Raw genomic sequence first — 26,809 nt, 5'->3', positions numbered from 1 at the left:
GCACCTAGCGTTAGGGGGGGAGCCAACCCCTTCGCGCTACGCACGAATGAGGTGGCGTCATGGCACTGTCCGAAACCTTCATCTCCGAAGAACTGCACCCGATCGACATCGTCGAGACCCTTGCCGAACACCAGGAATGGGAGTTCGACCGCATCGGTGAAGACCAGATCGCCATGGTCGTCGAAGGCCAATGGCGCACCTACTCTGTGACCCTGGCGTGGTCCGCCTATGACGAGACCCTGCGCCTGGTCTGCACCTTCGAAATGGAGCCCCCGCCCGAAGCCCTGCCGGGGCTCTATGAACTGCTGAACCATGTCAACGACCAGTGCTGGGCTGGATCGTTCACCTTCTGGGCCGATCAGCAGATGATGGTCTATCGCTACGGCCTGCTGCTGGCGGGCGAACAGCTGGCCTCGCCCGAGCAGATCACCACGCTGATCTCGGCCGCGGTCAATTCTGCGGAACGCTTCTATCCGGCTTTCCAGATGAACGTCTATGGTGGCCGCAGCCCGAAATCGGCGCTGGAAGTGGCCATTGCAGAGGCTTACGGCCGCGCGTAACACTTGCCCCCGACACGGATAAATCCAAGGGGGTACCATGGCACTGGAACAGGTGGCCGAAAACGGCCTCGTCCTGCTGGGATGTGGCAAGATGGGTGGCGCGATGCTGGCGGGGTGGCTGGCACGGGGCGTGCCGCCGGGCTCGGTCTGGGTGCTGGATCCGCACCCGTCTGACTGGCTTCTGGCCACCGGGGTGCATGTGAACCAGGGCCTGCCGCCGGCACCGGCGGTGGCCATCATCGCCGTCAAGCCGCAGATGATGGGCGCCGCCCTGCCGGGGCTTCAGGCGCTTGGCAATGGCTCGACCGTGTTCCTGTCGATTGCGGCGGGCACCCAGATCGCCGCCTTCGAAGCGGCCTTTGGGGCGCAAAGCCCGATCATCCGCGCCATGCCCAACACCCCCGCCGCCATTGGCCGCGGCATCACCGCGCTTTGCGGCAATGCCCATGTGAGCGAGGCCGCGATGACCCTCGCCGAGGCCCTGCTGTCGGCCGTGGGCCAGGTCGTGCGCCTGGAGGGCGAGCATCAGATCGATGCGGTCACGGGCGTGTCGGGCTCGGGTCCCGCCTATGTCTTCCACCTGATCGAGACGCTGGCCGCCGCAGGCGTCGCCGAGGGCCTGCCCGAGGATATGGCGATGCAGCTGGCCAAGGCCACCGTCGCCGGGGCCGGGGCGCTGGCGGAAGAGGCCGCCGACAGTCCCGCGCAGCTGCGCATCAACGTGACCTCGCCCAACGGCACCACCCAGGCGGCGCTCGAGGTGCTGATGGATGCGCAGACCGGCTTCCCGCCGCTGCTGAAAAAGGCTGTGAAAGCCGCCACCGATCGTGGCCGGGAGCTGGCCAATGGCTGAGATCGCCTTCGACGATTTCCTCAAGGTCGATATCCGGGCGGGTCGCGTGACCCGCGCGGAACCCTTCCCCGAGGCCCGCAAACCCGCGATCAAGCTGTGGATCGATTTCGGCCCCGAGATCGGCGAAAAGAAGACCTCGGCGCAGATCACCGCCCATTACACGCCCGAGGCCCTGATCGGCCGCATGGTGATGGCGGTGGTGAATTTCCCGCCCCGCCAGATCGGCCCCTTCATGTCCGAGGTCCTGACGCTGGGCGTGGCCGATGCCGAGGGCGGCATCGTGCTGATCGCGCCTGACCACGAGGTCGCGCCCGGGGAGCGGATGCATTGAGACCCAAGCGCATCCTGCTGTCGCGCCCGATGCCGCCCGCGACCATCGCTGCGGCCCGTGACCTGTTCGAGGTCGAGATCCGCGAAAGCAACCGCCCGATGACCCGGGCCGAGCTGCGCTCGGGTCTGGCGCTGTTCGATGGGATGATGGTCACGCTGGGGGATGTGGTCAGCGCCGATCTGCTGCAGGATTTCGGCCGGCCGCGCTGCAAGATCCTGGCGAATTTCGGGGTAGGCTACAACCACATCGACGTCGAGAGCTGCCGCGCCCATGGCGTGACGGTGACCAATACGCCGGGTGCGGTCACGGATGCGACGGCAGATGTGGCGATGACGCTGATCCTGATGGCCTGCCGCCGCGCCGGCGAGGCCGAGCGGCTGGTGCGCGCCAACCGCTGGACGGGCTGGCATCCGACGCAGATGCTGGGGATGCATGTGACGGGCCGCAGGCTGGGCATTCTCGGGATGGGCCGGATCGGCCAGGCCATCGCGCACCGCTGCCACTTCGGCTTTGGCATGCAGGTGGGCTATGTCGCGCGCTCCGAAAAGACACTGGCCTTCCCGGCCACCCGCCACGAACAGTTGACGGCTCTGGCCGCCTGGGCCGACATTCTGGTCGTCGCTGTCCCCGCCAGCCCCGAAACCAGGCACATGGTCGATGCGGGGGTCCTGGATGCGATGCCCACGCATGGCGTGCTGATCAACATCGCTCGCGGCGACATCGTCGAAGAGGCCGCCCTGATCGAGGCCCTCGACACCGGCGGGATCGCGGCCGTCGGGCTTGATGTCTACGAGTTCGAGCCCCAGGTCCCGGAGGCGCTGCTGCGCCACGAGAACGCAGTCCTTCTGCCTCACCTCGGCACCGCCTGCCTTGAAGTGCGCGAGAGCATGGGCGCAATGGCGGTCGAGAACCTGCGCGCCTATTTTGCCAATGAAGATGTCCCCAACCGGGTGAACTGACGGCCGGCCGGGCGGGGGGCTCTGCCCCCGCCTCCTTTGGAGGCTCCCCCGGAGTACTTTCGGTCAGATGACAGGGAACCGGGGTTCTTTATCATCTGACCATAAATACTCCCGCCGGAGGCTCCGACGCGTGTCACCGGCGGTGTCCCTTCAGGTGAGGGGATCGCCCATTTCCTCGCGCCAGTGACGGCGGCAGAGCGAGACATATGTTTCGTTGCCACCGATCTGGATCTGCGCGCCCTCGCGCAGGGCGTGGCCATCGGGGCCACGGCGCACGACCATCGTGGCCTTGCGGCCGCAATGGCAAATGGTGCGGACTTCGCGCATCTCGTCGGCCAGGGCCAGGAGGGCGGCAGAGCCTTCGAACAGCTCTCCGCGGAAGTCGACGCGCAGGCCGTAGCACATCACCGGGATCTTCAGGTCATCCACCGCGCGGGCCAGTTGCCAGACCTGGCTGCGGGTCAGGAACTGGGCCTCGTCGATGAAGATGCAGGCGCAGGGGGCAGCGGCAAGCCGGGCCTCGATCCGGGCGAAGAGGTCGTCCGAGGGATCGAAGGCATCCGCCGGGGCCGAGATGCCGATGCGGCTGCCGATCTGCCCCGCACCCGCCCGATCGTCGATGCGGGCGGTCATCAGATAGGTCTGCATGCCGCGCTCGATGTAGTTGTGAGAGGCTTGCAGGAGCAGGGTGCTCTTGCCCGCGTTCATGGTGGAATACTGGAAATAGAGCTTGGCCATGCGGGGGGATTACTCTTGGAAACCCCGGGCGGCAACACCCCGCGGCGGGAAAGACGCCGCGGGGAGGGGCCTTCAGAAGCTGAGCTCGGCGTGCTGACCGAGGTCCGGGCGGCGATCCCCTTTGGTGCTGCGCAGCACCTCGTAGAGGAATTTCGCGCCACCCTCGGTCAGCCAGAGTTCGGCGCGCTCGGGGCGGAAGCAGACCAGGCGGACCTCGGGGTCGTTGCGGCCTTCGGCGAACCAGGCGTCGGCGGCGCGCGACCACAGCTCATCCAGCTTGGCGGGGCGCAGGACCTCGGTCAGGGTGCCGCTGACATGGGCGTGGATGCGGGCCGCGGGGTCGGAGACCAGGAAATGGCTGTGGCGCTTTTCGATTCCGGCCTGGTGGGCCTTTGTGCCGCGGGCGGTGATGAACCACAGCACGCCCTCCTCGGGGTCGGCCTGGTGGGCCATGGGCACGAAGCTGTGGGGTTCGGTCAGCAACATGCCCGCCGTGGCCTTGTCCATGCGGGTCCAGAATTCCTGGGCGATATCGGTTTGCAGGTCCTTCATGACGTCTCTCCTTCGCGTCGTTGCGGTTGGATCGACGACAAAACGCACGAGGGGCCGGGGGTGGTTCCGACACCGGCGGGCGATCGGCGGAGGCAGGCCGGCGGTCCGGGAAAAACCAGCGCCCCCGAAAACCGCTACCCCGGAAAGGCCGAAGGCCCGCCCGGGGGAAACCGGGCGGGCCTTCGCAGAATGTCGCGCGTTACACGAAGGGCACCAGCGGCACGCCGCAGCCCGCAAGGGCCAGCGCCGCGCCCAGGGCGGCAAGCCGGAAAACGGATGTCATCACACCTCCTGTTTTCCGGCCAGCCTGTCAGAGCGACTGCAGGCTGTCCACCGTCAGTTCCCCGTCCTCGCGGGCCTTCATCGCCTTGACGGCCGCCTTGGCGCCGGCTGCGGTGGTGAAGTAGGGGATCTTGTCATAGAGCGCGACCGAGCGGATCTCGCGCGAGTCGGAGACCGACTGCGCGCCCTCGGTGGTGTTCAGCACCAGCGCCACGGCATCGTCCTTCAGCAGGTCGACGATGTTCGGACGGCCCTCGTAGACCTTGTTCACCACTTCGCAGGCCAGGCCCGCCTCGGTCAGCCAGGCCGCGGTGCCGCGGGTGGCGACGATGACAAAGCCCATCCCGATCAGCAGCGTTGCGGCCTCGATCATGTCGGCGGTCTTGTCGGCATCGCGGATCGACAGGAAGACGCGGCCCTCGGTCGGAAGGATCGTACCTGCGCCCATCTGCGCCTTCAGGAAGGCGCGCGCAAAGGAGGTGTCCTGGCCCATGACCTCGCCGGTCGAGCGCATCTCCGGGCCAAGCAGCGTGTCGACGCCGGGGAAGCGGGCGAAGGGCAGCACGGCCTCTTTCACGGCAAAGCGGTCGATCTGGGGGTCGATCAGCTCGAAGGTGGACAGCTTTTCACCGGCCATGACGCGCGCGGCGATGGTGGCGATCGGGCTGTTCACCGCCTTGGCGACGAAGGGCACGGTGCGCGAGGCACGCGGGTTGACCTCGATCAGGTAGATCTCTTCGACGCCCTCTTCGTTGGGCTTGACGGCATATTGCACGTTCATCAGGCCGACCACGCCCAGTTCCAGGGCCAGGGCCTCAGACTGGCGTTTCAGTTCCGCGATGATCGCCGGGGACAGCGAATAGGGCGGCAGCGAGCAGGCACTGTCGCCCGAGTGCACGCCGGCTTCCTCGATATGCTGCATGATGCCGGCCACGTGGACCTGCTGCCCATCGCAGAGCGCATCGACGTCGATTTCCGTCGCACCCGACAGGTAGCTGTCAAGCAGCACCGGGCTGTCGCCCGACACCACCACGGCGTCGCGGATGTAGCGGCGCAGCCCGTCCATGTCGCGCACGATCTCCATCGCGCGGCCACCCAGCACGTAGCTGGGGCGGATCACCAGCGGGAAGCCGATTTTCTCGGCGATCGCCAGGGCTTCCTCGTCGGAATGGGCGATGGCGTTGTTGGGCTGCTTGAGGCCCAGCTTGTTCACCAGCTCCTGGAAGCGTTCACGGTCCTCGGCGCGGTCGATGGCGTCGGGGGTGGTGCCCAGGATCGGGATGCCGGCCTCTTCCAGCGCATTGGCCAGCTTCAGCGGCGTCTGGCCGCCGAACTGCACGATGACGCCGTGCAGGCTGCCGTTCGACTGCTCGACGCGCAGGATCTCCATCACGTGCTCGAAGGTGAGCGGTTCGAAATACAGCCGGTCCGAAGTGTCGTAGTCGGTCGACACGGTTTCCGGGTTGCAGTTGACCATGATGGTTTCATAGCCGGCCTCGGTCAGGCTGAAGCAGGCATGGCAGCAGCAGTAGTCGAATTCGATCCCCTGGCCGATCCGGTTCGGACCGCCGCCCAGGATGACGACCTTCTTGCGGTCGCTGGGGCGTGCCTCGTCCTCGACCTCGCCCATCATGGGCGCTTCGTAGGTCGAATACATGTAGGGGGTCTGGGCCTCGAATTCCGCGGCACAGGTGTCGATGCGCTTGAAGACCGCGGTGACGCCCAGATTCTGGCGGGCGCGGCGGATGTTGTCCTCGTCACGGCCGGTCAGCTTGGCCAGGCGCGCATCGCTGAAGCCCATCATCTTGCAGGCGCGCAGGCCCTCTTCGGTGACCGGCAGGCCCTCGGCCTTCAGTTTTTCCTCGAAATCGACGATCTCGCGGAAGCGGTCCAGGAACCAGGGATCAAAGGCGGTGGCGCCCTGGATCTCGTCGTTGGTCAGGCCAAGGCGCATCGCCTGGGCGATGACGCGTATGCGGTCCGGGGTCTGCTGCGACAGCGCCTTGATGATCGCGGCCTTGTCGGGGGCGCCCTCGATCTCGATGTCGTCGATGCCGGTCAGGCCCGTCTCCATCGAGGCCATGGCCTTCTGGAAGCTCTCGTGGAAGGTGCGGCCGATCGCCATCACCTCGCCCACGGATTTCATCGCGGTCGACAGCTTCGGTTCGGAGCCTGCGAATTTCTCGAAGGCAAAGCGCGGGATCTTGGTGACGACATAGTCGATGGTGGGCTCGAAGCTCGCCGGCGTCACCTTGGTGATGTCATTGTCCAGCTCATCGAGCGTATAGCCCACGGCCAGCTTCGCGGCGATCTTGGCGATCGGGAAACCGGTGGCCTTGGACGCCAGCGCCGACGACCGCGACACCCGCGGGTTCATCTCGATCACCACCATGCGGCCGTCGGCAGGGTTGATCGCCCATTGCACGTTCGACCCGCCGGTTTCCACGCCGATCTCGCGCAGCACGGCGATCGAGCCGTTGCGCATGATCTGGTATTCCTTGTCGGTCAGCGTCAGCGCCGGGGCGACGGTGATCGAATCCCCGGTGTGCACGCCCATCGGATCGACGTTCTCGATGGCGCAGACGATGATGGCGTTGTCGGCCTTGTCGCGCACGACCTCCATCTCGAACTCTTTCCAGCCCAGCAGGCTCTCGTCGACCAGGATCTGGCCCACTGGAGACGCTTCCATGCCCGAGCGGCAGAAATGTTCGTAATCGTCGCGGTTGTAGGCCACGCCGCCGCCGGTGCCACCCAGGGTGAAGGCCGGGCGGATGATCGCCGGCAGGCCGATGTGGTCCAGCGCCTCCATGGCGTCGCGCATGCCGGCGGCGATGTCGCGCTTGCCGTTCTCCAGCTTGGGCGAGGTCACGATGGTGGCCTTCGGGTTTTCCAGGCCGATCCGGTCCATGGCGTCGCGGAACAGCTTGCGGTCCTCGGCCATCTCGATGGCGTCGCGGTTGGCCCCGATCAGCTCGACGCCGAATTTCTCCAGCACGCCCGCATCATCCAGCGCCAGCGCGGTGTTCAGGCCGGTCTGCCCGCCCATGGTGGGCAGCAGCGCATCGGGGCGCTCCTTCTCGATGATCTTGGCGACGACCTCGGGGGTGATCGGCTCGATATAGGTGGCATCGGCCATGTCCGGGTCGGTCATGATCGTCGCCGGGTTCGAGTTCACCAGGATCACCCGGTAGCCCTCTTCGCGCAGCGCCTTGCACGCCTGGGCGCCCGAGTAGTCGAACTCGCAGGCCTGCCCGATGATGATGGGCCCCGCACCGATGATCATGATGGATTGCAGATCGGTTCTTTTCGGCATGGCAGACCCCTCAGGCAGAGCAAATCAGGGGCCAGGTAAGCCCCACGCAAATTGGCTGCGTTATATCCGGGAGGCGGCAGGGTTCAACCCCTCTCGGCACGCAGCCCCGCCTTCACGCCAAAGCCCCGTGGCCCAAGGGAAACTCGGGCCCGGTCATTTTCTTGTCGGAAATACCTCGGGGGAATCGGCCCCCTGGGCCGATGGGGGCAGCGCCCCCCGCGCCGCCGCAGAACGCGAAACGGCGCCCCGAAGGACGCCGTCCCGAAACCTTGATCCTTCTTACTGCGCGGCCTTCGCCTGGGGCAGGGGCACGTGCTCGGGCTCGACATAAAGATAGTCGCGGGTCAGCGGCACGGCTTCCTGGTCGCGCGCCAGCTGGAACTGGAACACCACCTGGTCGTTCAGCCGGAAGGTCATCTCGCAGGCGATCAGGTACAGCCGCCACATCCGCACGAAGCGGTCGTCATAGATCTCGCGCGCCTTGTCGACGTTTTCCATGAAACGGTCGTGCCAGTGCTTCAGCGTCTCGGCATAATGCAGGCGCCAGACCTCGACATCGGTGGCCACCAGGCGTTCCTTCTCGACCGCGGCCATGGCCTCGGACATGGCGGGCACGTAGCCGCCGGGGAAGATGTACTTGGTGATGAAGTTGTTGGTGATCCCCGGTGCGTCCGACCGGCCGATGGTGTGGATCAGCGCCACGCCGTCTGGGGCCAGGAATTTCCGCACGTGGCGGAAGTATTCGCGGTAATGCGGTACGCCCACGTGTTCGAACATGCCGACCGACACGATCCGGTCAAAGGTCTCGTCCACGTGGCGATAGTCCTGCAGGCGGATGTCGACCTGGCCTTCCAGACCCAGGGCCCTGACACGCTCGACCGCGATGGCGTGCTGTTCCTTCGACAGGGTCACGCCGACCACCCGGGCGCCGTATTCCTGTGCCAGCGTCAGCGCCATGCCGCCCCAGCCGCAGCCGATGTCCAGCACCTTCATGCCGGGCTCCAGGCGCAGCTTGTTGGCGATGTGGCGCTTCTTGGCCAGCTGCGCCTCTTCCAGGGTGATCTCCAGGTTCGGCCAATAGGCACAGGAATACTGCCTGTCCTCGTCCAGGAACAGATCGTACAGCTTGCCGGACAGGTCATAGTGGTGCGCCACGTTGTCCTGGGCCTTGCCCACCGGGTTGAACTGGGCGATCCGGCGCGAGGCATGGCGCAGGATCTGCATCGGGCGCTGCCACCAGGCGGGGGGCGCATCGCGCAGGTTCAGCAGCCCCAGAGAGATGATGCCATAAAGGTCATCCCCGTCGATGGTCAGCCGCTCGTCCATATAGGCTTCGCAGAAGGCCAGTTCAAAATCGTACACCATCTTGCGCGGCAGATCGGCGTCGTGGATGCGCACCGCCACGTCGGGGCCACCCGGCGCGCCGCCGTAGGTCCGTACCGTGCCATCGGCGAAGGTAATGGTCAGCCGACCCTTTCGGATCGCGCGTTCCAGGAAAGTGTTGATCAGTTTTTCCCACATAGTCGTGCCTCCCCAGAAGGGAGCCCCTGTCCTGAATGCTGGCCCGGCACTTCCCGCCACCCTCGGGACACCACCGGCAAAAGCCATTGGTCCTGCAATTTGTGCAGAGCGTGAATAGGATTGTAAATCGCGAGGGGGCCTTTGCAATGTGTACAGGCGCACTCCGGTCCCGCAAAACGGGAACAGAACCGGAAACGGGCGCTTAATTGATGGGCACTCGTACCGCCAGACGGTACGAATCCCCCCGCTGCCGTTCCGGCAGTCGCGGCCCTGCCTCCCTTGACTTTACCGCCTTTTCCATGAGATCCGGCGCAGGATTTTCCCGCGCGCCCGCGCGACGCCGCCCGACGCCCACCGACGCCACACCCGAGGACAGACACATGCATACCTATCGCAGCCACACCTGCGCCGCTCTCACGAAGGCCAACGTCGGCGAAACCGTTCGCCTGTCCGGCTGGGTGCACCGGGTGCGCGATCACGGCGGCATTCTCTTCATCGACCTGCGCGACCACTACGGCACCACCCAGGTTCTGTGCGACCCCGACAGCGCGGCTTTCGCCGCTGTCGAGAAGGTCCGTTCCGAATGGTGCATCCGCATCGACGGCGAGGTGAAGGCCCGCGACGAAAGCCTGGTGAACCCCAAGCTGCCCACCGGCGAGATCGAGGTCTTCGTGCGCGACATCGAGGTGCTGGGCGCCGCGAAGGAACTGCCGCTGATGGTCTTCGGCGATCAGGAATACCCCGAGGAAACCCGCCTGCGCTACCGCTACCTGGACCTGCGCCGCGAGGTGATGCAGAAGAACATGACGCTGCGCTCGGATGTCGTGTCCTCGATGCGCCGGCGGATGTGGGACAAGGGCTTCCGCGAATACCAGACGCCGATCATCACCGCCTCCAGCCCCGAAGGCGCGCGCGACTTCCTGGTGCCTTCGCGTCTGCACCCGGGTAAGTTCTACGCGCTGCCGCAGGCGCCGCAGCAGTTCAAGCAGCTGCTGATGGTGTCGGGCTTTGACAAGTATTTCCAGATCGCGCCCTGCTTCCGCGACGAGGACCCGCGCGCCGACCGTTCGCCCACCGACTTCTACCAGCTTGACCTGGAAATGAGCTTTGTCACCCAGCAGGACGTGTTCGACACGATCAGCCCGGTGCTGGCGGGCGTCTTCGAGGAATTCGGCGAAGGCAAGAAAGTGGATGATCCGGCAAGCTGGCCGCAGATCTCCTACAAGGATTCCGCGCTGTGGTACGGCACCGACAAGCCGGACCTTCGCAACCCGATCAAGATGCAGGTCGTCTCCGAGCATTTCGCGGGATCCGGTTTCGCGATCTTCGCCAAGCTGCTGGAACAGGACGGCACCGAGATCCGCGCCATTCCCGCGCCGACGGGCGGCAGCCGCAAGTTCTGCGACCGCATGAACGCCTTCGCCCAGAAGGAAGGTCTGCCCGGCATGGGCTACATCTTCTGGCGCGAAGCCAATGGCGAGATGGAAGCGGCAGGTCCCCTGGCCAAGAACATCGGCCCCGAGCGCACCGAGGCGATCCGCCAGCAGCTTGGCCTGGGCGTCGGCGATGCGGCCTTCTTCCTGGGCGGCAAGCCGAAGCAGTTCCAGACGGTTGCCGGCAAGGCCCGCACCGTCATCGGCGATGAGCTGGGCCTGACCGACCAGAACCGTTTCGCCTTTGCCTGGATCGTCGATTTCCCGATCTACGAACAGGACCCCGAGACCGGCAAGCTGGACTTCGAGCACAACCCCTTCTCGATGCCCCAGGGCGGCATGGAAGCGCTGGAGGGCAACCCGCTCGATGTGCGCGGCTTCCAGTACGACCTGGCCTGCAACGGCTACGAGCTGGTGTCGGGCGCGATCCGCAACCACAAGCCCGAGATCATGTTCAAGGCCTTTGAACTGGCGGGCTATGGCAAGGAAGAGGTGATCAAGCGCTTTGGCGGCATGGTCAACGCCTTCCAGTTCGGCGCGCCCCCGCACGGCGGTTGCGCGGCCGGCATCGACCGCATCGTCATGCTGCTGGCAGACGAGCAGAACATCCGCGAGGTCATCCTGTTCCCGATGAACCAGCGCGCGGAAGACCTGATGATGGGCGCCCCCGGCGAGCCCACCCCCGAACAGCTCATGGAGCTGAACCTGCGGGTTATCCCGCAAGAATGATCCAAGGATTCGGCACCTCAGATTCCGGGGTGCCGGGCACCCTGGGCAGAGGCAGATCGAAATATACAGGCAGCACACCCGGCCCCTCCCAGGGCCGGGTGTTTCCGTTTGGGGCGGGGGCTTTCGGAGCAGGAAGAGGGGGCTCTGCCCCCATCGGCCTGCGGCCGATCCCCCCGAGGTATTTGGGACAAGAAAATGCCGGGCGGGCCGGGGCATCAGGAAGGCTGGGACACGTTCGCGTGAGGGGCGACGGAGGCGGGGCATCCGGGCGTATCATCGATGCTGATGCAGGTAATCCGAGGATGTTTCGATGATCGCGCGCCGCCAGTTCCTGACCCTGACCCTTGTTTCTGCCGCAACCCTGGCCCTGCCGCGGCTGGTGGTGGCGGCCGAGCGTGGCACGCCGCAGGCGGCACAGGCGATCACGGAGGTCTTCGGCAACGGCCAGAGGCTGGTGGGGGTGGCGCTGGAGTATCCGCAGGTGCAGGGGGCTGGGGGGCTGGTGGCCCGGGATTTCGCGGTCGAGGGACGGCATGTCACAGCGGTGATGACCGCGACCTCGGCCGATCCGGCGGATGCGGGGCCGCAGGGGCATTTCATCCTGATCATGCTGGATCCGGAGGATGAGGGGGCGCTGCTTTACAAGGCGTCGGGGCGCAGCGTGACGCTGGCGCAGGCCGCTGCCAGCGTGACTGTCGGGGGGGGGCAGATCGAGACCTCGGGGCAGGTCGATCTGCTGGTCGACCGGTTCGAGCAGCGCAGCTACATCGATCCGCAGAACGGCATCACGCTGCAGTACAACCTGTTCACGCCGCGCGACTATGACGCCGGGCAGACCTATCCGCTGGTGAACTTCATGCACGATGCCTCGTTGACGGGGGCGGGGGTGAAGATGACGCTGGAACAGGGCCTGGGGGCCGTGGTCTGGACCCGCCCCGAGGAGCAGGACCAGCGGCCCTGTTTCGTCATTGCCCCGGCCTTCGATGTCGAGGTGGCCAGCGACACCTGGAAGACCAGCGGCCATGTCGACACGGTGAAGCGGCTGATCGAGGCTCTGAGCCAGGAGCTCTCGCTGGATCGGGACCGGCTTTATACCACCGGGCAGTCGGGCGGCGGGATGCTGTCGATGGCGATGATGATCAAGTACCCGGATTTCTTTGCCGCGGGCCTGCTGGTGGCGTGCCAGTGGGATGACAGCGCGCTGAAGCCGATGGCGAAGCTGCCGCTGTTTATCATCGTGGCCGAGGAGGATCAGAAGGCGTTTCCGGGGCAGAATGCCGACACGGCCGCGCTGGTGAAGGAGGGCGCAAGCCTGGCCCGTGCCAGCTGGAACGGCCGCTAGAGCGCCGAGGAATTCGACCGCGCCTGTGCCGCGCTGAGGAGCCAGAAGGCGCAGGTGAACTATGTCGTGCTGCGCAAGGGCACCGTGCTGGCCGATGGCGCCAGCACCGAGGGCGCGGCCGCCCATATGGCCACGTGGCCCATCGCCTACACGATCGAAGGCGCCCGCAAGTGGCTGTTCGATCAGGCCCGCAAGGGCTGATCCGTCAGGCCCCGGGGGGCTGCCAGTGGGCGGCGATCCGGGGCATCGAGACCTCGATCCAGTCGGCAAGGCCGCGCACATGCTGTGCGGCCTCGCGGCCCAGCGGCGTCAGCGAATAATCCACATGCGGCGGGATCACGTCATGGGCCACCCGCAGCACCAGCCCGTCGCCTTCCAGCCATTGCAGCGTCTGCGCCAGCATCCGTTCGCTGACCCCGCCGATACGGCGGCGCAGGGCGGAAAAGCGCAGCGTTTCATGCTCCAGCGCGATCAGCACCAGCACGCCCCAGCGGCTGGTGACATGTTTCAGCACATCGCGCGAGGGGCAGTCGGCATCCATCAGGTCGCCCCGGCGCAGGCGATCCGACAGCTTTTCGGGTTCCAGTGGTCCGGGGTTTTCCATGATCCCTCCTGGGACACTAACAAATTTGTGCGTACTTACGAAAAGTTTGTGCAGATGTATATGTGAGTCGCATCACATTGTGCAAAGGAAGACTGACATGACCATCGCCGTTACCGGATCCACCGGCCAGCTGGGCCAACTGGTGATCGCGGGCCTGAAGGCTGCGCTGCCTGCAGGGCAGATCGTTGCCCTGGCCCGCAGCCCCGAGAAGGCCCAGGGCCTGGGCGTCGCGGTGCGCGCCTTCGATTACGCCGCCCCCGAAACCCTGGCCCCGGCGCTGGCGGGGATAGAGACCCTGCTGCTGATTTCCGGCAGCGAGATCGGCCAGCGCGAGGCGCAGCACCGCAATGTCATCGAGGCGGCAAAGGCCGCGGGCGTGGCGCGCATCGTCTACACCAGCCTGCTGCATGCCGATGCCTCGCCGCTGAGCCTGGCGCCGGAACACCTGGCGACCGAGCAGATGCTGGCGGCCTCGGGGCTGAAGACGGTGATCCTGCGCAATGGCTGGTACACCGAAAACTACCTGGCCTCGGCCGGTCCGGCGCTGGAACATGGCGCCTTCATTGGCGCGGCGGGCGAGGGGCGCATCGCGTCGGCCGCGCGGGCGGATTATGCGGCGGCGGCGGTGGCCGTGCTGGTGCAGGGCGGCTTTGACGGCCAGGTGCTGGAGCTGTCGGGCGACACCGACTATTCGCTGGCCGAACTGGCGGCCGAGCTTTCGGCCCAGTCCGGCAAGACGATCCCCTATGTCGACATGGCCGAGGCCGATTATGCCAAGGCGCTGGAAGGCGCGGGCCTGCCCGATTTTCTGGCGGCGGCCTTCGCCAGCTTCGATACCGGCGCCAAGGCAGGCGCGCTGGCCGATGACGGCACCACCCTGTCGCAGCTGATCGGCCGCCCGACGACGACGCTGGCGCAATCGGTGGCGGCCGTCCTGTAAGATCTGCGGCCCCGGGGGGGATCCACCCCCCGGGCGCCTAGTCTTCCAGGGCCTCTTCGCGCTTGGCCTCGATCAGGCCCTGTTCCTTTTCCTTGCGCTTCAGGAAAGCGGCGCCGAAACGGGCGTTATGTTCCTGGCCGATGAGCTTGCGGGCGCGGGCGAAGAGGTCCTGTTCCTCTTCCTGCATGTGGTGTTCGTAATCGTGCTTCAGCCTGCGGAACCGCTGGATCCAGCCGGGGCTGGACATGTCCATGGCGCGCAGCTCTTCCATGATCTCGTCCATCTCGTGGTGTTCGGACACGGAATGACGCGCCATGTCCTGGCCCCAGGTTTCGTGCATCAGCTTGGAATAAAAGGTTTCTTCCTCGGCGGCGGCGTGGGATTTGACCTCGTGATAGAATTCGTCCCAGGCCATGCGGCGCTCGGCGCTGTCGCCATGGGTGGCGTCGATGGTGCGCAGCAGCGCGCGGTGGCGGGCGTGGTCCTTTTCGATGGCATCGTAGATCGAGGGCATGGGATCTCCTGCTGTGTCGGTTTGGAACCGGGGCCAACGCAGGGGCAGGGGCGGCTGTTCCTTGCGTCCGGGCGCGGGGTGTCTAGGCTGGCAAGGAACAGCCTTCGGAGCACGCCATGCAAGATCCCCGCCCCCTTGGTCAGGTCCTGGACGACTGGACCCCGCCGCCCGTCCCGCCGCGCGATCTGACGCTGCACGGGCGGTTCGTTTCGGTGGTGCCGCTGTCGCCCGACCATGTCGAGGCGCTGTTTGCCGGCTGGCAGGGGCATGACTGGCTGTGGGATTACATGGCGAACGGCCCCTTCGCCGATGCGCCCGCCTACCGCGCCTGGATCGAGGGCGCGCTGGCCGATGACACGCTGCGCTTCTACACCCTGTGCGCGGCCGGAACCGGGGCGCCGCTGGGGGTGGCGAGCTATCTGAACATCGTGCCGGCGAACGGATCTGTCGAGGTCGGCAACATCTGCCTGTCCCCGGCGCTGCAGGGCAGCCCGGCCGCGACCGAGGCGATGGTGCTGATGATGGGCTGGGCCTTCGCCGCGGGCTACCGGCGCTATGAATGGAAATGCAACGCGCTGAACCTGCCCTCGCGCCGGGCGGCGCAGCGGCTGGGCTTTGGCTATGAAGGATGCTTTGCCCGGCATATGGTGGTCAAGGGCCGCAACCGCGATACCGCCTGGTTCGCCATCACCGAAGATCGCTGGCCACAGCTGAAGGTGGCCTATGACCGCTGGCTGGCGCCGGGGAATTTCGATGACCGGGGGCAGCAGGTGACGCGGCTTTCGGCCCTGACCGCGCCGCTGCGCACCCCCGATCCCGTGCTTTAAAGCTTCAGGTCGGACTGCGCCCAGTCCCAGTAGAGGTCGCGCACCCGTTTCGTCATCGGGCCGATGGCATAGCTCACGTCGTCGAAGGCGGTGACGGGCGTCACCTTGTTGAGGTTGCCGGACAGGAAGATTTCATCCGCGGCCTCGAAATCGGCATAGGTCAGGACGGCCTCGTGCACCGTCACGCCATCGGCGCGCAGGTTGGCGATGTGGCGCTTGCGGGTCAGGCCCGACAGGAAGGTGCCGTTGGCGATCGGGGTGAAGACCTCTCCGTCCTTGACCATGAAGACATTGGCGGTGGCGCTTTCGGCGACATTGCCGGCGATGTCGGTCACCAGCGCATTGCCAAAGCCCTTGGCGCGGGCCTCGGCCAGCATCCGGCCGTTGTTGGGATAAAGGCTGCCGGCCTTGGCGTTGGTCAGTGCGCAATCCAGCGTCGGACGGCGGAAGCGGGTGCGGGTCAGGGTGGTGGCGGCCTCGGGGGCGGCAAGGGGGATTTCCTCCAGCGCCATGCAGAAGCCGGTGCCCAGCCCATAGCCCGGCTGCACCACGGTTTCATTGCCCACCAGCGCCCAGTACATCGGGCGGATGTAGACCGGCGTGCCGGGGGCGAAGCGTTTCAGGCCCTCGCGGGTCAGTTCGATCATCTCGTCGACGCCGACGGTCGGCTTGATCATCAGCGCCTCGGCCGAGCGGTTGACGCGCTCCAGGTGGGGGCGCAGGTCGGGGATCAGCCCGTCGAACATCCGCGCGCCGTCAAAGACTGTGCTGCCCAGCCAGGCGCCGTGATCGCCCGCCTTCATCACCGCCACGTCGCCCTGGTGCCAGCTGCCTTCGAAATAGGTATGGGTCTCGCCCGCCATGATCTGGTCTCCTGAAATGTTGGCCAAGGGATAGGACAAGGGCCGCGCCAGCGGAAGGGTGGGACAGGAAAAACCCCCGGTCGGGGGGACCGGGGGTATTTGGTTCTGAAAAGACCTTGGGAGGTAATGTGGCGGGCCGCGGCCAGCATGACCCGCTTCACGTGGCTATAAGTGCACTGCCCGTGCATAGGTTCCATGACGCTTTGCCGACGTTACGGCAACATGCGTCCTTTTGCCGTCGTTAGCGCTCACCTTCCCGGCGAAATTCAATCCTTGATTGTGTCCCGCAAAGCCTCCAGGTTGAGCGGTGCAGAATACATTGCCAGCTGTCCGTCGCTCTGGCGGGGCCAGTCCGACTCGGGGCGGTCGTAATAGAGTTCCACGCCGTTGCCGTCCGGGTCCGTCAGGTAGAGCGCCTCGCTGACCCCATGGTCATAGGCGGCGTCCAGGGGGATGCCGGCGACATCCAGACGGTGCAGCGCATCCGCCAGCGCCGCCCGGTCGGGATAGAGCAGCGCCAGGTGATAGAGCCCGGTCGAGCCCTTCGGCGGCGGTGCCCCATCGCGGCTTTCCCAGGTGTTCAGGCCGATGTGGTGGTGATAGCCGCCCGCCGACAGGAAGGCCGCTGCCCGCCCGTAACGCTGTGTCACGGCAAAGCCCAGCACGCCCGAGTAGAAGTCAATGGCGCGATCCAGGTCGGCGACCTTCAGGTGGACATGGCCGACGCGGACGCCGGAGGGGATGGGGGTAATCATGCGGGCCTCCTGTGGTGGGGATGCCCTTTATCTAGGGGCAGGCGCGGGCCTGGCGGTAGCCCCGGGGGTGCACCGGCCCTGTGCGGACATGCAGCGGGGGCGCCGGTAAGGGGCGACGTGGCCCGGGGCCGTTCGGGCGGCAGGCAAGGATGCCGGCGGGTCCGGGGCGAAGGGGGATGCGAAACGCGCTCCGGCGGCCCCTGACGTGGCGGGCAGGCCGCAGGCACGCCCAACCTGAGTGCTCTGCAGAGGATCTGGGCGGCGCAATGGCGGGTCCGGCGGCGATGTGCGGGCCTGCCCTCAGCCGAGGGCAGAGAGGCGTTCGGGCACGATCCTGCGCAGGGTCCGGCCCCAAAGGGCGGCGTTCGGGCGCGAGGGGGCAGGTTTCGGCCGTTGTCCCGGCAGACGATCTGCGGGCAGGTGACGTGTGAGCCGACGATGCGGGCAGGCAATGTGCGGGCGATGCTGGCGGACAGAGGATGCGCGGGCCAGTGATGCAGGGGCTGCGCCGATCCCGGGAGCGTCGTACGGGGGCCGCCTTGGCCCCCGCAGCCGGGGGGCGCGCGCCGCGTGGGACGGCCAGAGAGGGGCCTTTCGAACATGCAAAAGGGGCGGTGCCCGGCACCGCCCCCCATGCGTCTGCCGGTCTGATCAGCTGCGGATCATGCCGACGATGTCGTAGGTCTTCTTCAGGATCGGCTCGGCGATCTCGCGGGCTTTCAGGGCGCCCTTGCCGATGATCGCGTCGATCTCGTCGGGCTGGGTCATCAGGCGGGCCATCTCGGTCGAGATCGGCGACAGTTTCGCCACCGCCAGATCGGCCAGCGCGGGCTTGAAGTCGGAAAACTGCTTGCCGCCGTATTCGCCCAGCACCTGTTCCATCGTCATGTCCGCCAGGGCCGCATAGATGTTGACCAGGTTCTTCGCCTCGGGGCGTTCCGCCAGGCCCGCAACCTCGGACGGGAGGGCATCGGGATCGGTGCGTGCCTTGCGGATCTTGTTCGAGATCGCCTCGGCATCATCGGTCATGTTGATGCGCGCCATGTCCGACGGATCGGATTTCGACATCTTCTTCGAGCCGTCGCGCAGCGACATGACGCGGGTGGCCGCGCCCTCGATCACCGGTTCGGTTAGCGGGAAGAAATCCACCTTGTAGTCGTGGTTGAACTTGGCGGCGATGTCGCGGGTCAGTTCGACATGCTGCTTCTGGTCCTCGCCCACGGGCACATGGGTGGCGTGGTAGATCAGGATGTCGGCAGCCATCAGCGCGGGATAGGCGAACAGCCCCAGCGAGGCATTCTGCGCGTTCTTGCCCGCCTTGTCCTTCCACTGGGTCATCCGCTGCATCCAGCCCATGCGGGCGACGCAGTTGAAGATCCACGCCAGCTGCGCATGTTCGGGCACCTGGCTTTGGTTGAACAGGATCGACTTTGCCGGGTCGAGGCCCGAGGCGATGTAGCCCGCCGCCAGTTCCCGGGTCTGTCGGCGCAGCGCATCGGGATCCTGCCAGACGGTGATCGCGTGCTGGTCGACCATGCAGAAGATCGTCTCGAAACCCTCCTTCAGCCCGCGCTCTTGCCAGTCCACGAAACGGCGCATGGCGCCGAGGTAGTTGCCCAGGGTCAGGCCGCCCGAAGGCTGGATCCCCGAGAACACGCGAGGCTGGAAGGTGCTTTTGCTTTGGTCGGTCACGTCGGACATATGTCCCGCTCCTGCTGGGCTTCGTCTGGAAATTCCGTCTGAGCTGGCTTACCCATGCGTCCGGGGGCCGTCAACCGCGGCCCGAAGCGCGCAGGCCATCGAAAAGGACAGCCCATGAACGACCCCTTCCAGCGGCGCCCCGAGCATCCCGTCAACCCGGTGCCTCCGGCGGTCGTGCTGCTGTTCATCGCCATCATCGGCATCGAGGGGATCTTTGCCCTGGGCCAGGCCGGGTTCGTGGGCGGTCCCGCGGCGGTGGGCTGGCGCGTCGCGGCGCTGCAGGATTACGCCTTCTTCCCCGCCTTCCTGACCTATCTCCTGCAGGGCCATGCCACCGATCCGGCGGCGCTGATCCGCTTTGTCAGCTATCCCTTCGTGCATGGCAGCTTCACCCAGGCGGTGATCGCGGGGGTCATGCTGCTGGCGCTTGGCAAGTTCGTCGGCGAGGTGATGAAGGCCTGGGGCATCCTGGTGCTGTTCTTCGCCTCGGCCATCGTGGGGGCGCTGGTCTTTGGGCTGGTGGCGCCGCAGACCCAGCCGCTTTATGGTGCCTATCCGTCGGTCTACGGGCTGATCGGCGCCTACAGCTATATCCTGTTCGTGACCTACAAGCGGGTGGGGGAACGGGCGATTTCGGCGTTCCGGCTGATCGGCCTTTTGATGGCGATCCAGCTGCTGTTCGGCATCTTCATGGAGGTCGGCATGGGCTGGACGGCCGAGCTTTCGGGCTTTGTCGCGGGCTTTGCGCTGTCGCCGCTGTTGCTGCCCGGTGGCATCGGCAGGCTGCGCACCCGGTTGCAGCGCCGCTGAACGTCCCGCGGCCCGCCCGTCAGAACATGTCGGCGGGCAGCAGCGGGAAGGGCCGGGCAAAGCGGCGGTTGCGGGCCTCGGGCCAGGGCAGGATATAGGCCTGGCGGTCCTCGGGGGGGCGGGCGGCCTCGGCCTCGGCCAGGCGCTGCCAGTCGGCGGCCTGGCAGGGGCTGACCTCGGACTGGCGCCCGCGCAGCCAGTGGGCCATCAGGCGGTGACGGATCGCCAGGATCTCCTCGGGTTCGTGGAACTGCAGCGAGGCCTCGGTGTCCCATCGCATCGAACGCCCGTTCAGGTTGGCCGAACCGATGATCCCCAGCCGGTCATCGACCAGCGTCACCTTGGAATGCAGATAGACGATGCCCGCGCCATGCAGCGGCATCGGCGTATGCGGCGGTGCCGGGCGCGGCTGCGCGGGCGAGACGATGGCGATGCGGTCCCCGAAGGCGCGTTTCAGCAGCCGCAGGCAGCGGAGCTGCAACGCCTGGGCATGGCGCACGTCGATGCCGGAATGGCCGTCGAAGATCTGCCGTTCGGGTTCCGTCGGCAGCACCAGCACCACCTGCAGGTCGGGGGCACGGCGGGCCTGTGCGGCCAGGGCGCGCGCCAGCGGCAGGTGCCGGAAGAACTGGGTTTCCATGTAGATCATCCGGCGGGCGGTCTCGAAGGCGGCCAGGTGGGCCTCTTCATGCTCGCGGATCTCGGGGCGCGGCCCGAGGTGGAACAGCCCGCCGCGCCGGCGCGACAGCGTGCGCAGCAGCCGCGGCCCGCCCGAGGGCGGCAGCATCGCGCCAAGGGCCCGCGTCGCGGTGACGGGGGTGGGATCGGCCCCGAACGAGGCTGCCCCGGCGCGGATCGCGCGGTCCCAGCAATCGGCGAAATGGTGGCGCAGGTCCTCGCCCACCCGCCCCGAGACGGCGACCGAAACGTCGTGCCAGGTGTCTTCGGCGCGCTGGTCGTGGTCTTCGTCGTCCCAGCGGCGCTGGTTCACGTCGATGCCGCCCAGGATGATGTGTTCGGCATCGGCAATGGCGAATTTCTGGTGCAGCGAGGCGGGCCGCAGCACCATGTGCCCCGACAGCGCCTGCAGTTGCGGCGGGGTCAGCTGGTCGGGGGCATGGCGCGCGAGGCGGGCCTGCAGGGCGCGGATCTTGGGGCGGAAGACCGTCTTCCAGATCGGCGCGGCGGTGGCCTCGTGCTGGGCGCACAGGATCTGCGCCCGATCCCCCAGCGTGGCGGCAAAGCCGCGGGCGCTGGCCCAGGCATCGCGGTGCAGCCCGGCGGCAAAGAGCGGGTCGAAATCGGCGATCAGCAGCCGCAGCCGGACACCACGGTCCGCCACATGGCCCAGCAGCTGGCCCCATGTGGCCAGTCCCAGGGCCTGGGCCTCGGGGCTTTGCAGGGGGGTCAGCGGATCGAGGATGCGAAACGACAGCAGTACCTCTTCGCGCGCCTCAAGGCACAGCCGCTCCAGGGCCGGGAACATCTCGGCGGCGGTAACGAGAAGGTCGAGCCTCGGGAAGAGGTCCTTGTCTTTCGGCATGATCGAACCCTTGAGGAGGTGAACGGGACGTCAGGATAACGCCCCGCCCTCACGAAAGGTTCAGCCCCGGCCGCCGCGTTTCACCGCCTTGGTAAAGTCCGACAGCGCGAAGGCGCCGATGCGCGGACCCACGCCGAAGTAGACCACGCAGCCCCAGGCGATCAGTACCAGCAGCGCCGGGTAGCGGATGAAATCGGTGTGCAGCCAGGGGTGCAGCAGCATCCGCGCCGGGATCAGCGCCGCCCCCATCGCCAGCGAGGCCGCAAGGATGCGGGGCGCGCGGTGGCGGAAGCGGTCGTCAAAGCGGGCAGTTTCGCCCATCGGGCGGGCGCCCAGCACCAGCAGGATCACCATGGCCCAGCCGGCGGTGGTGGTGGCGATGGCCGGGGCGATCCAGCCGATCACGGGTGCCAGGCCGATGGCCATCACCGCGTTCACCACCATGGCGACCAGCGCATAGTTGAACGGCCGGCGGGTGTCTTCGCGGGCGAAGAACAGCGGTTGCAGCACCTTCTGCAGCACGAAGGCCGGCAGGCCCGCACCGTAGACCCCGACCGCCAGCGCGATGGCGGCGCTGTCGGCGGGGCGCGCCGCGCCGCGTTCGAACAGGACCGACACGATGGGCAGCGGGATCACCACCAGCGCCACCGCGCAGGGCAGGGTCAGCGCCAGCGCCAGTTCGCCTGCGCGCGACAGGGCGTTGCGGGACCCTTGGGTGTCCTGCGCCTTGAGGCGCCGCGACAGGTCCGGCAGCAGCACCACGCCGATGGCGATGCCGACGACGCCCAGCGGCAGCTGGTACAGCCGGTCGGCCGTGAACAGCCACCCCACCGCGCGGTCGAAATAGCTGGCGACCTGCTGGCCCACCAGCAGGTTCACCTGCACCACGCCGCCCGCCAGGGCTGCCGGAATGGCGATGCGCACCAGCCGCCGCATGTCGGGGCTGAAGCGCGGCCGGCGGAACCGCAGGGCAAAGCCCGCCCGCCGTGCCGCGATCCACAGCAGGCCGAACTGCGCCACACCCGCCACCGGGATCATCCAGATCAGCGTGTAGCCCAGGTTCAGCCCCAGCGGTTTCGCCACCGCCATCGCCCCCACCAGCAGGATGTTCAGCAGCACGGGCGCGGCGGCCGCGGCGGCAAAGCGCCCGGCCGCGTTCAGCACCCCCGACAGCAGCGCTGCCAGCGAGATGAACAGGATGTAGGGAAAGGCGATGCGCCCGAAGGCCACGGTCAGCGGGAACTGTTCCGACCCCTGGAAACCGGAGGCCAGCGCCAGGATCAGCCAGGGCATGCAGACCTGTGCCAGCACCGTCAGCGCGATCAGGATGGTCACGAGGCCCGAGAAGGCCTCGTTCATGAAATCGCGGGGGGCGTCATCGGCCTCGAGCTTCTTCGAGAAGATCGGCACGAAGGCCATGTTGAAGGCCCCTTCGGCGAAGAAGCGGCGGAACATGTTGGGCAGGCGGAAGGCCACCACGAAGGCTTCGTAGACCGGGCCGGTGCCCAGGGTGGCCAGCAGGATGATGTCCCGCGCCAGCCCCAGCACGCGGCTGAGAAGGGTCCAGATGCCAACGGTGAAGATGCCCGAGACCAGTCGGATGGGCGTCAAGACCGCGCCCTTTCCTGGCCGGCGGTGATCGCGTCACGCAGTTTCTGTTCCAGCGATTTCTGCTTGGATTCGGAGTAAAGTTTCAGGCCGAACATGTCTTTCACGTAGAATGTGTCCACGACCTGCTCGCCATAGGTGGCAATCACCGCCGAGGCCAGCTGGACGTTGTTCGAGGCCATGGTCCGCGTCAGGTCATAAAGCAGACCCGGACGGTCGCGGGTGTCGACCTCGATGATGGTGTAGATTTCCGAGCCCTCGTTGTCGAAGGCGACCGAGGTCGAGACCTTGAAGGCACGTTCGCGCTTCTTGATCTTGTCGCGGTCCTGCATGGCCTCGCGCGCGACCAGTTCGCCCTTGAGGATCTTGTGGATCATCTGGGTCATGCGCGGCAGGCGCGAGACCTCGTAGGGGCGGCCCTCGGCGTCCTGGATCCAGAAGGCGGCGGTGGCGTAACCGTCCTTGGTGGTATAGGTGCGCGCGTCCACCACATTCGCCCCCACCAGCGCCAGCGAGCCCGAAAGCCGCGCAAAGATGCCGGGGTGGTCGGACATGGTGAACAGGGCCCGGGTGGCGGCGCGGTCCTCGTCAGGGTGCAGGTCGATGCGGATTTCATCCACCGGCAGGTCGCGCAGCATCTCGGCGAAGGTGGCATGGGCATCGACATGCAGCCCCTGCCAGTAGGGCGGGTAGTGGCGCTTGACCTCGCGGTCCAGCTCGGCGCGGCTCCAGCCGGTCAGGCGTTCGCGCAGGTTGCGGCGGGCCTCGCGGCCGCGATGGGTGCGGTTCAGCTCCTCCAGGCCGGTTTCCATGGCGCGCCGGGTCTGCCGGTAGAGGCCGCGCAGCAGCTGGGCCTTCCAGTTGTTCCAGGTATCGGGGCCGACGCCACGGATGTCGCAGACCGTCAGCACCGTCAGCAGGTCCAGCCTTTCGCGGGTGCGCACGGCCTTGGCGAAATCGCGCACCGTGCGCGGATCGGCAATGTCGCGTTTCTGCGCCATGTCCGACATCAGCAGGTGATAGCGCACCAGCCATTCCACCGTGTCGCATTCATCGGGCGTCAGGCCAAGGCGCGGCGCCACCTTGCGGGCGATCTTGGCACCCAGCACGGAATGGTCCTCTTCGCGGCCCTTGCCGATGTCGTGCAGCAGCAGCGCCACGTAGAGGACCCGCCGGTTCACCCCCTCGGCCAGGATGGTCGAGGCGATGGGAAGTTCCTCGCGCAGGTCGCCATGTTCGATCAGCGCCAGGTTGCGGATCACCTGGATGGTGTGTTCGTCCACCGTGTAGTGGTGGTACATGTTGAACTGCATCAGCGCGAAAATCGGCTCGAACTCGGGGATGAAGGCCGACAGCAGCCCCAGTTCGTTCATCCGGCGCAGGCCGCGTTCGGGGTTGCCGTGTTTCAGCAGCGTGCCCAGGAAGATCTTGGCGGCCTCCGGGTCCTCGCGCATCCGGTCGTCGATCGTGTGCAGGTTGGCGTGGATCAGCCGCATCGCATCGGGGTGCAGCAACATGCCCGAGCGCAGCGCCTCGTCGAAGATGCGCAGCATGTTCAGCTTGTCGGCCAGGAAGGCGGGTTCATCCGCGACGTCGAGGCGGTTGTGCTCGACCCGGTAGATGTCGTTCTTGCGCGGCCGCCGGCGCAGCACCTTGGTCAGCGTCGGGTTCTTCTTCACATGGGCGTCTTCCATCTTGACCAGGAAGATGCGCGTCAGTTCGCCCACGGCATTGGCATGGCGGAAGTAGGCCTGCATGAAGACCTCGACCGCGCGCATCCCGCCGCGATCCTTGTAGCCCATGCGTTCGGCCACCTGGACCTGCATGTCGAAGGTCAGCTGTTCCATCGGGCGGCCGGCCAGCAGATGCAGGTGGCAGCGCACCGCCCAGAGGAAATCCTCGGCCTTCAGGAAGCGGTCGTATTCGTCCTGGGTGAAGACGCCCAGCTTGACCAGTTCCTTCACCGACTGCACCGCATGGACGTATTTGGCGATCCAGTAGAGCGATTGCAGGTCGCGCAGGCCGCCCTTGCCCTCCTTGACGTTGGGCTCGACGACGTAGCGCTGGCCGCCCTGCTTGCGGTGACGCTCGAAGCGTTCCTTCAGCTTGGCCTCGATGAAATCGGTTTCGGTGCCCTTGAACAGGTCGGACCACAGCCGCGTGTTCAGCTCCTGCGAGAGCGCCTCGCTGCCGGCCAGCAGGCGGTTCTCCATCAGCGCGGTGCGGATGGTGTAATCCTCGGCGCCCAGCTTCAGACATTCCTTGATGGTGCGGCTGGCGTGGCCGACCTTCAGCTTGAGGTCCCACAGCATGTAGAGCATCGCCTCGATCAGCGCCTCGAGCGCCGGGGTGATCTTGCCCCTGGCCAGGAACAGCAGGTCGACGTCGGAATGGGGGGCCATTTCGCCCCGGCCATAGCCGCCGACGGCGCAGACGGCGAAATCGCCCAGGGCGCGCTGCTGATCGGCCGGCAGGCTGGCGCGGGCCTGGTCCAGCACGGCCCGGATCAGCATGTCGGTCAGCCAGGTATAGGCGCGGGTGGTGGGACGGGCGGCGAAGGGGCTGGCCGAGAGCGCCTCGGCAATCGCTGCGGCGCCGTCGCTGCGTGCCTTCGTGAGGACCTGCACGACGCGGGTGCGCGCCTCGGGGGAAGACGGATCGGCCCCCGCTGCCTCGGCGAGGGCCGCCTGGAAGGCAACGGGGTCCAGGATGTCCCGAGCCGGACGCACAAGGTCGTCCGGCAAGGTCAGTGTTTCAGTCATGGTGCATCCTGCGGGATGGTCGGGGGAAGCCGGGGTCAGAAACCTGCCCCGGAGAAGCTACGCGGCGCAGGATCAAGGATTGCGACCTGTTTGTCACGCACCGTCGCGACGGCCAGGGCCCTTTCGTTGGTGCCGTCGGCGCGCAGGCGGAAGGCGCCACCCACCCCCTGGAAGCCCGCGTTCTGGGTCAGGGACTGCACGCTCAGCGGATCGGGGCCGCCTTGCTGGACCAGCGCGCCGATGGCGTTGATGCCGTCGAAGGCCAGGCCGCCGATCGGATGCGGGTCGCCGCCGTAGGCTGCACGGTAGCGCTGGACGAACTGCGCGGTCATGTTCGGATCGGGGGTGGCGAACCAGCCGCCCTGCACGCCGGGAATGCTGAGGGTCTGCGTCGGGATGTCCCAGCGGGTCAGGCCGATGTACTGGATCGCGGTCGGCGGCAGGCCCTGCTGCGGCAGCGATGTCGTCAGCATCGGCAGCGCACCGGCGGTGCTGGCGGTCAGGAACAGCGCATCCGCCTTGCCGTTGCCGGCGGCAGAGACGATCGAGGGCACGGCCTGGGTGACGCCATGCTGCGAATATTCGAACGGCACGCTGGCGGTGATGGTGGCGCCATAGCGTTGGGCGGCGGCCTGGATGGCGGCATTGCCGGCCTGGCCTTCGGCCGTATCGGCATAGGCCACCACGATACGCGAGCGGCCCTGGCTGGCGGCATAGGCGGTCAGGCGGTCGGCGGTGTTCTGGAAGGTCGGCCCCAGGATAAAGACGTTACCGCCCGCAATCGAGGAGTTGTTGGAGAAGGCCAGCACGTTGATCCCATGCGCCTTGGCGACGTGGCCCGCGGCATTGGCATCCCCGGCATAGACCGGGCCCAGGATGATCTTGGCGCCCTCGGTGATGGCCTGTTCGGTCACCGCCTGGGTGGTGGCCGGATCGCCCTTGGTGTCATAGACCCGCAGGTCGATCTGCACGCCGTTCAGCTCGGACGCGGCCAGGCGGGCCGAGTTTTCCAGGCTTTCGGACAGGATGGCATCGCCCGACTGCCCGGACCCCTTGGGCACCAGCAGGGCAACCTGGACCGGCTTGCCGCTGTCCAGGGCCGGTCCGCGCGGCCCGCCCATCGAAACCGGCTGGCAGGCGGCGGCCAGGCCCAGCACGGGCAGGGCAAGCAGGAACCGGCGTCGCGCAGCGGTAAAGCGCCGGGCGGCGACTGCCTTGCGGGCGGCGCTCAAAAGAGCGAACATGGGCATCTCCTCAAATCGGGCGGCC

At 66.9% G+C, this 26,809-nt stretch carries 23 protein-coding genes; 10 read left to right on the top strand and 13 right to left on the bottom strand.

Annotation, left to right across the window (positions count from 1 at the left end; translation table 11 throughout):
* Positions 1 to 59 precede the first annotated feature (59 nt).
* The 4 genes from AC2ITM_RS14370 to AC2ITM_RS14355 are packed head-to-tail and all read left to right on the top strand — an operon-like array spanning position 60 to position 2,703.
* Positions 60 to 560 carry a type III secretion system chaperone family protein gene (locus tag AC2ITM_RS14370; protein ID WP_486467315.1) on the top strand — a complete coding sequence of 167 codons (501 nt, stop codon included), beginning with the start codon at positions 60 to 62 and terminating at the stop codon, positions 558 to 560.
* Positions 561 to 597: 37 nt separating this feature from the next.
* Entirely contained in the window at positions 598 to 1,413 is an 816-nt protein-coding gene (proC, locus tag AC2ITM_RS14365; protein ID WP_486467314.1) for a pyrroline-5-carboxylate reductase, read from the top strand.
* Positions 1,406 to 1,744 (top strand): tRNA-binding protein, encoded by a 339-nt coding sequence (locus AC2ITM_RS14360; RefSeq protein WP_486467313.1) that lies wholly within the window; start codon positions 1,406 to 1,408, stop codon positions 1,742 to 1,744. The genes proC and AC2ITM_RS14360 overlap by 8 nt, the downstream gene beginning before the upstream one ends.
* Complete coding sequence (locus tag AC2ITM_RS14355; RefSeq protein WP_486467312.1) at positions 1,741 to 2,703, top strand: 2-hydroxyacid dehydrogenase; 963 nt, start codon at positions 1,741 to 1,743, stop codon at positions 2,701 to 2,703. Before AC2ITM_RS14360 ends, AC2ITM_RS14355 begins: the two co-directional genes overlap by 4 nt.
* 150 nt (positions 2,704 to 2,853) lie before the next feature.
* Here the strand turns inward: AC2ITM_RS14355 and AC2ITM_RS14350 are convergent, their stop codons facing one another.
* The 4 genes from AC2ITM_RS14350 to AC2ITM_RS14335 form a co-directional block, all read right to left on the bottom strand.
* On the bottom strand, positions 2,854 to 3,441 hold the full coding sequence (locus AC2ITM_RS14350) for a thymidine kinase (RefSeq protein ID WP_486467311.1): 588 nt from the start codon (positions 3,439 to 3,441) through the stop codon (positions 2,854 to 2,856).
* A gap of 72 nt (positions 3,442 to 3,513) precedes the next feature.
* Positions 3,514 to 3,993, bottom strand: a complete 480-nt coding sequence (locus AC2ITM_RS14345; RefSeq protein ID WP_486467310.1) for a pyridoxamine 5'-phosphate oxidase family protein — start codon at positions 3,991 to 3,993, stop codon at positions 3,514 to 3,516.
* A gap of 310 nt (positions 3,994 to 4,303) precedes the next feature.
* On the bottom strand, positions 4,304 to 7,588 hold the full coding sequence (carB, locus tag AC2ITM_RS14340) for a carbamoyl-phosphate synthase large subunit (protein WP_486467309.1): 3,285 nt from the start codon (positions 7,586 to 7,588) through the stop codon (positions 4,304 to 4,306).
* A 279-nt stretch (positions 7,589 to 7,867) separates the two neighbouring features.
* Positions 7,868 to 9,109 carry a class I SAM-dependent methyltransferase gene (locus AC2ITM_RS14335; RefSeq protein ID WP_486467308.1) on the bottom strand — a complete coding sequence of 414 codons (1,242 nt, stop codon included), beginning with the start codon at positions 9,107 to 9,109 and terminating at the stop codon, positions 7,868 to 7,870.
* Between the two features lie 380 nt (positions 9,110 to 9,489).
* Between AC2ITM_RS14335 and aspS the strand changes: the two genes are divergently transcribed.
* The 3 genes from aspS (at position 9,490) to AC2ITM_RS14320 (ending at position 12,814) form a co-directional block, all read left to right on the top strand.
* Complete coding sequence (gene aspS, locus AC2ITM_RS14330) at positions 9,490 to 11,271, top strand: aspartate--tRNA ligase (protein ID WP_486467307.1); 1,782 nt, start codon at positions 9,490 to 9,492, stop codon at positions 11,269 to 11,271.
* A 310-nt stretch (positions 11,272 to 11,581) separates the two neighbouring features.
* Complete coding sequence (locus AC2ITM_RS14325; protein WP_486467306.1) at positions 11,582 to 12,613, top strand: prolyl oligopeptidase family serine peptidase; 1,032 nt, start codon at positions 11,582 to 11,584, stop codon at positions 12,611 to 12,613.
* Positions 12,614 to 12,667: 54 nt separating this feature from the next.
* Positions 12,668 to 12,814 carry a hypothetical protein gene (locus AC2ITM_RS14320; protein ID WP_486467305.1) on the top strand — a complete coding sequence of 49 codons (147 nt, stop codon included), beginning with the start codon at positions 12,668 to 12,670 and terminating at the stop codon, positions 12,812 to 12,814.
* A gap of 4 nt (positions 12,815 to 12,818) precedes the next feature.
* Here the strand turns inward: AC2ITM_RS14320 and AC2ITM_RS14315 are convergent, their stop codons facing one another.
* Positions 12,819 to 13,217, bottom strand: a complete 399-nt coding sequence (locus tag AC2ITM_RS14315) for a winged helix-turn-helix transcriptional regulator (RefSeq protein ID WP_486467304.1) — start codon at positions 13,215 to 13,217, stop codon at positions 12,819 to 12,821.
* A 97-nt stretch (positions 13,218 to 13,314) separates the two neighbouring features.
* On the opposite strand from AC2ITM_RS14315, the gene AC2ITM_RS14310 reads away from it, so the two are divergent.
* Complete coding sequence (locus tag AC2ITM_RS14310; protein WP_486467303.1) at positions 13,315 to 14,157, top strand: SDR family oxidoreductase; 843 nt, start codon at positions 13,315 to 13,317, stop codon at positions 14,155 to 14,157.
* A 37-nt stretch (positions 14,158 to 14,194) separates the two neighbouring features.
* On the opposite strand, the gene AC2ITM_RS14305 is transcribed toward AC2ITM_RS14310, so the two are convergent.
* Positions 14,195 to 14,671, bottom strand: coding sequence for a hemerythrin domain-containing protein (locus AC2ITM_RS14305; RefSeq protein WP_486467302.1), 477 nt, complete (start codon positions 14,669 to 14,671; stop codon positions 14,195 to 14,197).
* A gap of 116 nt (positions 14,672 to 14,787) precedes the next feature.
* Between AC2ITM_RS14305 and AC2ITM_RS14300 the strand changes: the two genes are divergently transcribed.
* Complete coding sequence (locus tag AC2ITM_RS14300) at positions 14,788 to 15,498, top strand: GNAT family N-acetyltransferase (protein WP_486467301.1); 711 nt, start codon at positions 14,788 to 14,790, stop codon at positions 15,496 to 15,498.
* Here the strand turns inward: AC2ITM_RS14300 and AC2ITM_RS14295 are convergent.
* The 3 genes from AC2ITM_RS14295 to trpS form a co-directional block, all read right to left on the bottom strand.
* Positions 15,495 to 16,361, bottom strand: coding sequence for a branched-chain amino acid aminotransferase (locus AC2ITM_RS14295; protein WP_486467300.1), 867 nt, complete (start codon positions 16,359 to 16,361; stop codon positions 15,495 to 15,497). The two genes, AC2ITM_RS14300 and AC2ITM_RS14295, sit on opposite strands and share 4 nt — an antisense overlap.
* Positions 16,362 to 16,627: 266 nt before the next feature.
* Positions 16,628 to 17,116, bottom strand: a complete 489-nt coding sequence (locus AC2ITM_RS14290; RefSeq protein ID WP_486467299.1) for a VOC family protein — start codon at positions 17,114 to 17,116, stop codon at positions 16,628 to 16,630.
* Positions 17,117 to 17,767: 651 nt separating this feature from the next.
* Positions 17,768 to 18,817: a tryptophan--tRNA ligase gene (trpS, locus tag AC2ITM_RS14285; RefSeq protein WP_486467298.1), complete on the bottom strand. Its 1,050-nt coding sequence runs from the start codon at positions 18,815 to 18,817 to the stop codon at positions 17,768 to 17,770.
* Positions 18,818 to 18,931: 114 nt separating this feature from the next.
* Here trpS and AC2ITM_RS14280 point away from each other — a divergent pair, with 114 nt between their 5' ends.
* Positions 18,932 to 19,627, top strand: a complete 696-nt coding sequence (locus tag AC2ITM_RS14280) for a rhomboid family intramembrane serine protease (RefSeq protein WP_486467297.1) — start codon at positions 18,932 to 18,934, stop codon at positions 19,625 to 19,627.
* 19 nt (positions 19,628 to 19,646) lie between these two features.
* Here the strand turns inward: AC2ITM_RS14280 and AC2ITM_RS14275 are convergent, their stop codons facing one another.
* From AC2ITM_RS14275 to AC2ITM_RS14260, 4 genes are read right to left on the bottom strand one after another with little or no spacing between them, the layout of a single operon-like run.
* Positions 19,647 to 21,170 carry a phospholipase D family protein gene (locus tag AC2ITM_RS14275; RefSeq protein ID WP_486467296.1) on the bottom strand — a complete coding sequence of 508 codons (1,524 nt, stop codon included), beginning with the start codon at positions 21,168 to 21,170 and terminating at the stop codon, positions 19,647 to 19,649.
* A 60-nt stretch (positions 21,171 to 21,230) separates the two neighbouring features.
* Positions 21,231 to 22,781, bottom strand: coding sequence for a murein biosynthesis integral membrane protein MurJ (murJ, locus tag AC2ITM_RS14270; protein WP_486467295.1), 1,551 nt, complete (start codon positions 22,779 to 22,781; stop codon positions 21,231 to 21,233).
* Positions 22,778 to 25,540, bottom strand: a complete 2,763-nt coding sequence (locus AC2ITM_RS14265) for a [protein-PII] uridylyltransferase (protein WP_486467294.1) — start codon at positions 25,538 to 25,540, stop codon at positions 22,778 to 22,780. The genes murJ and AC2ITM_RS14265 overlap by 4 nt, the downstream gene beginning before the upstream one ends.
* Before the next feature lie 35 nt (positions 25,541 to 25,575).
* Positions 25,576 to 26,784 (bottom strand): penicillin-binding protein activator, encoded by a 1,209-nt coding sequence (locus tag AC2ITM_RS14260; protein ID WP_486467293.1) that lies wholly within the window; start codon positions 26,782 to 26,784, stop codon positions 25,576 to 25,578.
* Between the last annotated feature and the right edge of the window lie 25 nt (positions 26,785 to 26,809).

The sequence above is a fragment of the Pseudooceanicola sp. NS-SX9 genome (genome assembly GCF_057380705.1).
The sequence above is the reverse complement of the archived record's forward strand: the minus strand, read 5'-3'. Positions and strand labels throughout refer to the sequence as shown.

Bases quoted from the DNA above. Each gene is read 5' to 3' on its own strand.
- AC2ITM_RS14265 (WP_486467294.1), bottom strand. From the start codon at position 25,540: ATGACTGAAACACTGACCTTGCCGGACGACCTTGTGCGTCCGGCTCGG.
- carB (WP_486467309.1), bottom strand. From the start codon at position 7,588: ATGCCGAAAAGAACCGATCTGCAATCCATCATGATCATCGGTGCGGGG.
- AC2ITM_RS14370 (WP_486467315.1), top strand. From the start codon at position 60: ATGGCACTGTCCGAAACCTTCATCTCCGAAGAACTGCACCCGATCGAC.
- AC2ITM_RS14260 (WP_486467293.1), bottom strand. From the start codon at position 26,784: ATGTTCGCTCTTTTGAGCGCCGCCCGCAAGGCAGTCGCCGCCCGGCGC.
- proC (WP_486467314.1), top strand. From the start codon at position 598: ATGGCACTGGAACAGGTGGCCGAAAACGGCCTCGTCCTGCTGGGATGT.
- AC2ITM_RS14295 (WP_486467300.1), bottom strand. From the start codon at position 16,361: ATGGCGGGCGAGACCCATACCTATTTCGAAGGCAGCTGGCACCAGGGC.
- AC2ITM_RS14315 (WP_486467304.1), bottom strand. From the start codon at position 13,217: ATGGAAAACCCCGGACCACTGGAACCCGAAAAGCTGTCGGATCGCCTG.
- AC2ITM_RS14310 (WP_486467303.1), top strand. From the start codon at position 13,315: ATGACCATCGCCGTTACCGGATCCACCGGCCAGCTGGGCCAACTGGTG.
- AC2ITM_RS14325 (WP_486467306.1), top strand. From the start codon at position 11,582: ATGATCGCGCGCCGCCAGTTCCTGACCCTGACCCTTGTTTCTGCCGCA.
- AC2ITM_RS14335 (WP_486467308.1), bottom strand. From the start codon at position 9,109: ATGTGGGAAAAACTGATCAACACTTTCCTGGAACGCGCGATCCGAAAG.
- aspS (WP_486467307.1), top strand. From the start codon at position 9,490: ATGCATACCTATCGCAGCCACACCTGCGCCGCTCTCACGAAGGCCAAC.
- AC2ITM_RS14350 (WP_486467311.1), bottom strand. From the start codon at position 3,441: ATGGCCAAGCTCTATTTCCAGTATTCCACCATGAACGCGGGCAAGAGC.
- AC2ITM_RS14360 (WP_486467313.1), top strand. From the start codon at position 1,406: ATGGCTGAGATCGCCTTCGACGATTTCCTCAAGGTCGATATCCGGGCG.
- AC2ITM_RS14290 (WP_486467299.1), bottom strand. From the start codon at position 17,116: ATGATTACCCCCATCCCCTCCGGCGTCCGCGTCGGCCATGTCCACCTG.
- AC2ITM_RS14280 (WP_486467297.1), top strand. From the start codon at position 18,932: ATGAACGACCCCTTCCAGCGGCGCCCCGAGCATCCCGTCAACCCGGTG.
- trpS (WP_486467298.1), bottom strand. From the start codon at position 18,817: ATGTCCGACGTGACCGACCAAAGCAAAAGCACCTTCCAGCCTCGCGTG.
- AC2ITM_RS14345 (WP_486467310.1), bottom strand. From the start codon at position 3,993: ATGAAGGACCTGCAAACCGATATCGCCCAGGAATTCTGGACCCGCATG.
- AC2ITM_RS14275 (WP_486467296.1), bottom strand. From the start codon at position 21,170: ATGCCGAAAGACAAGGACCTCTTCCCGAGGCTCGACCTTCTCGTTACC.
- AC2ITM_RS14300 (WP_486467301.1), top strand. From the start codon at position 14,788: ATGCAAGATCCCCGCCCCCTTGGTCAGGTCCTGGACGACTGGACCCCG.
- AC2ITM_RS14305 (WP_486467302.1), bottom strand. From the start codon at position 14,671: ATGCCCTCGATCTACGATGCCATCGAAAAGGACCACGCCCGCCACCGC.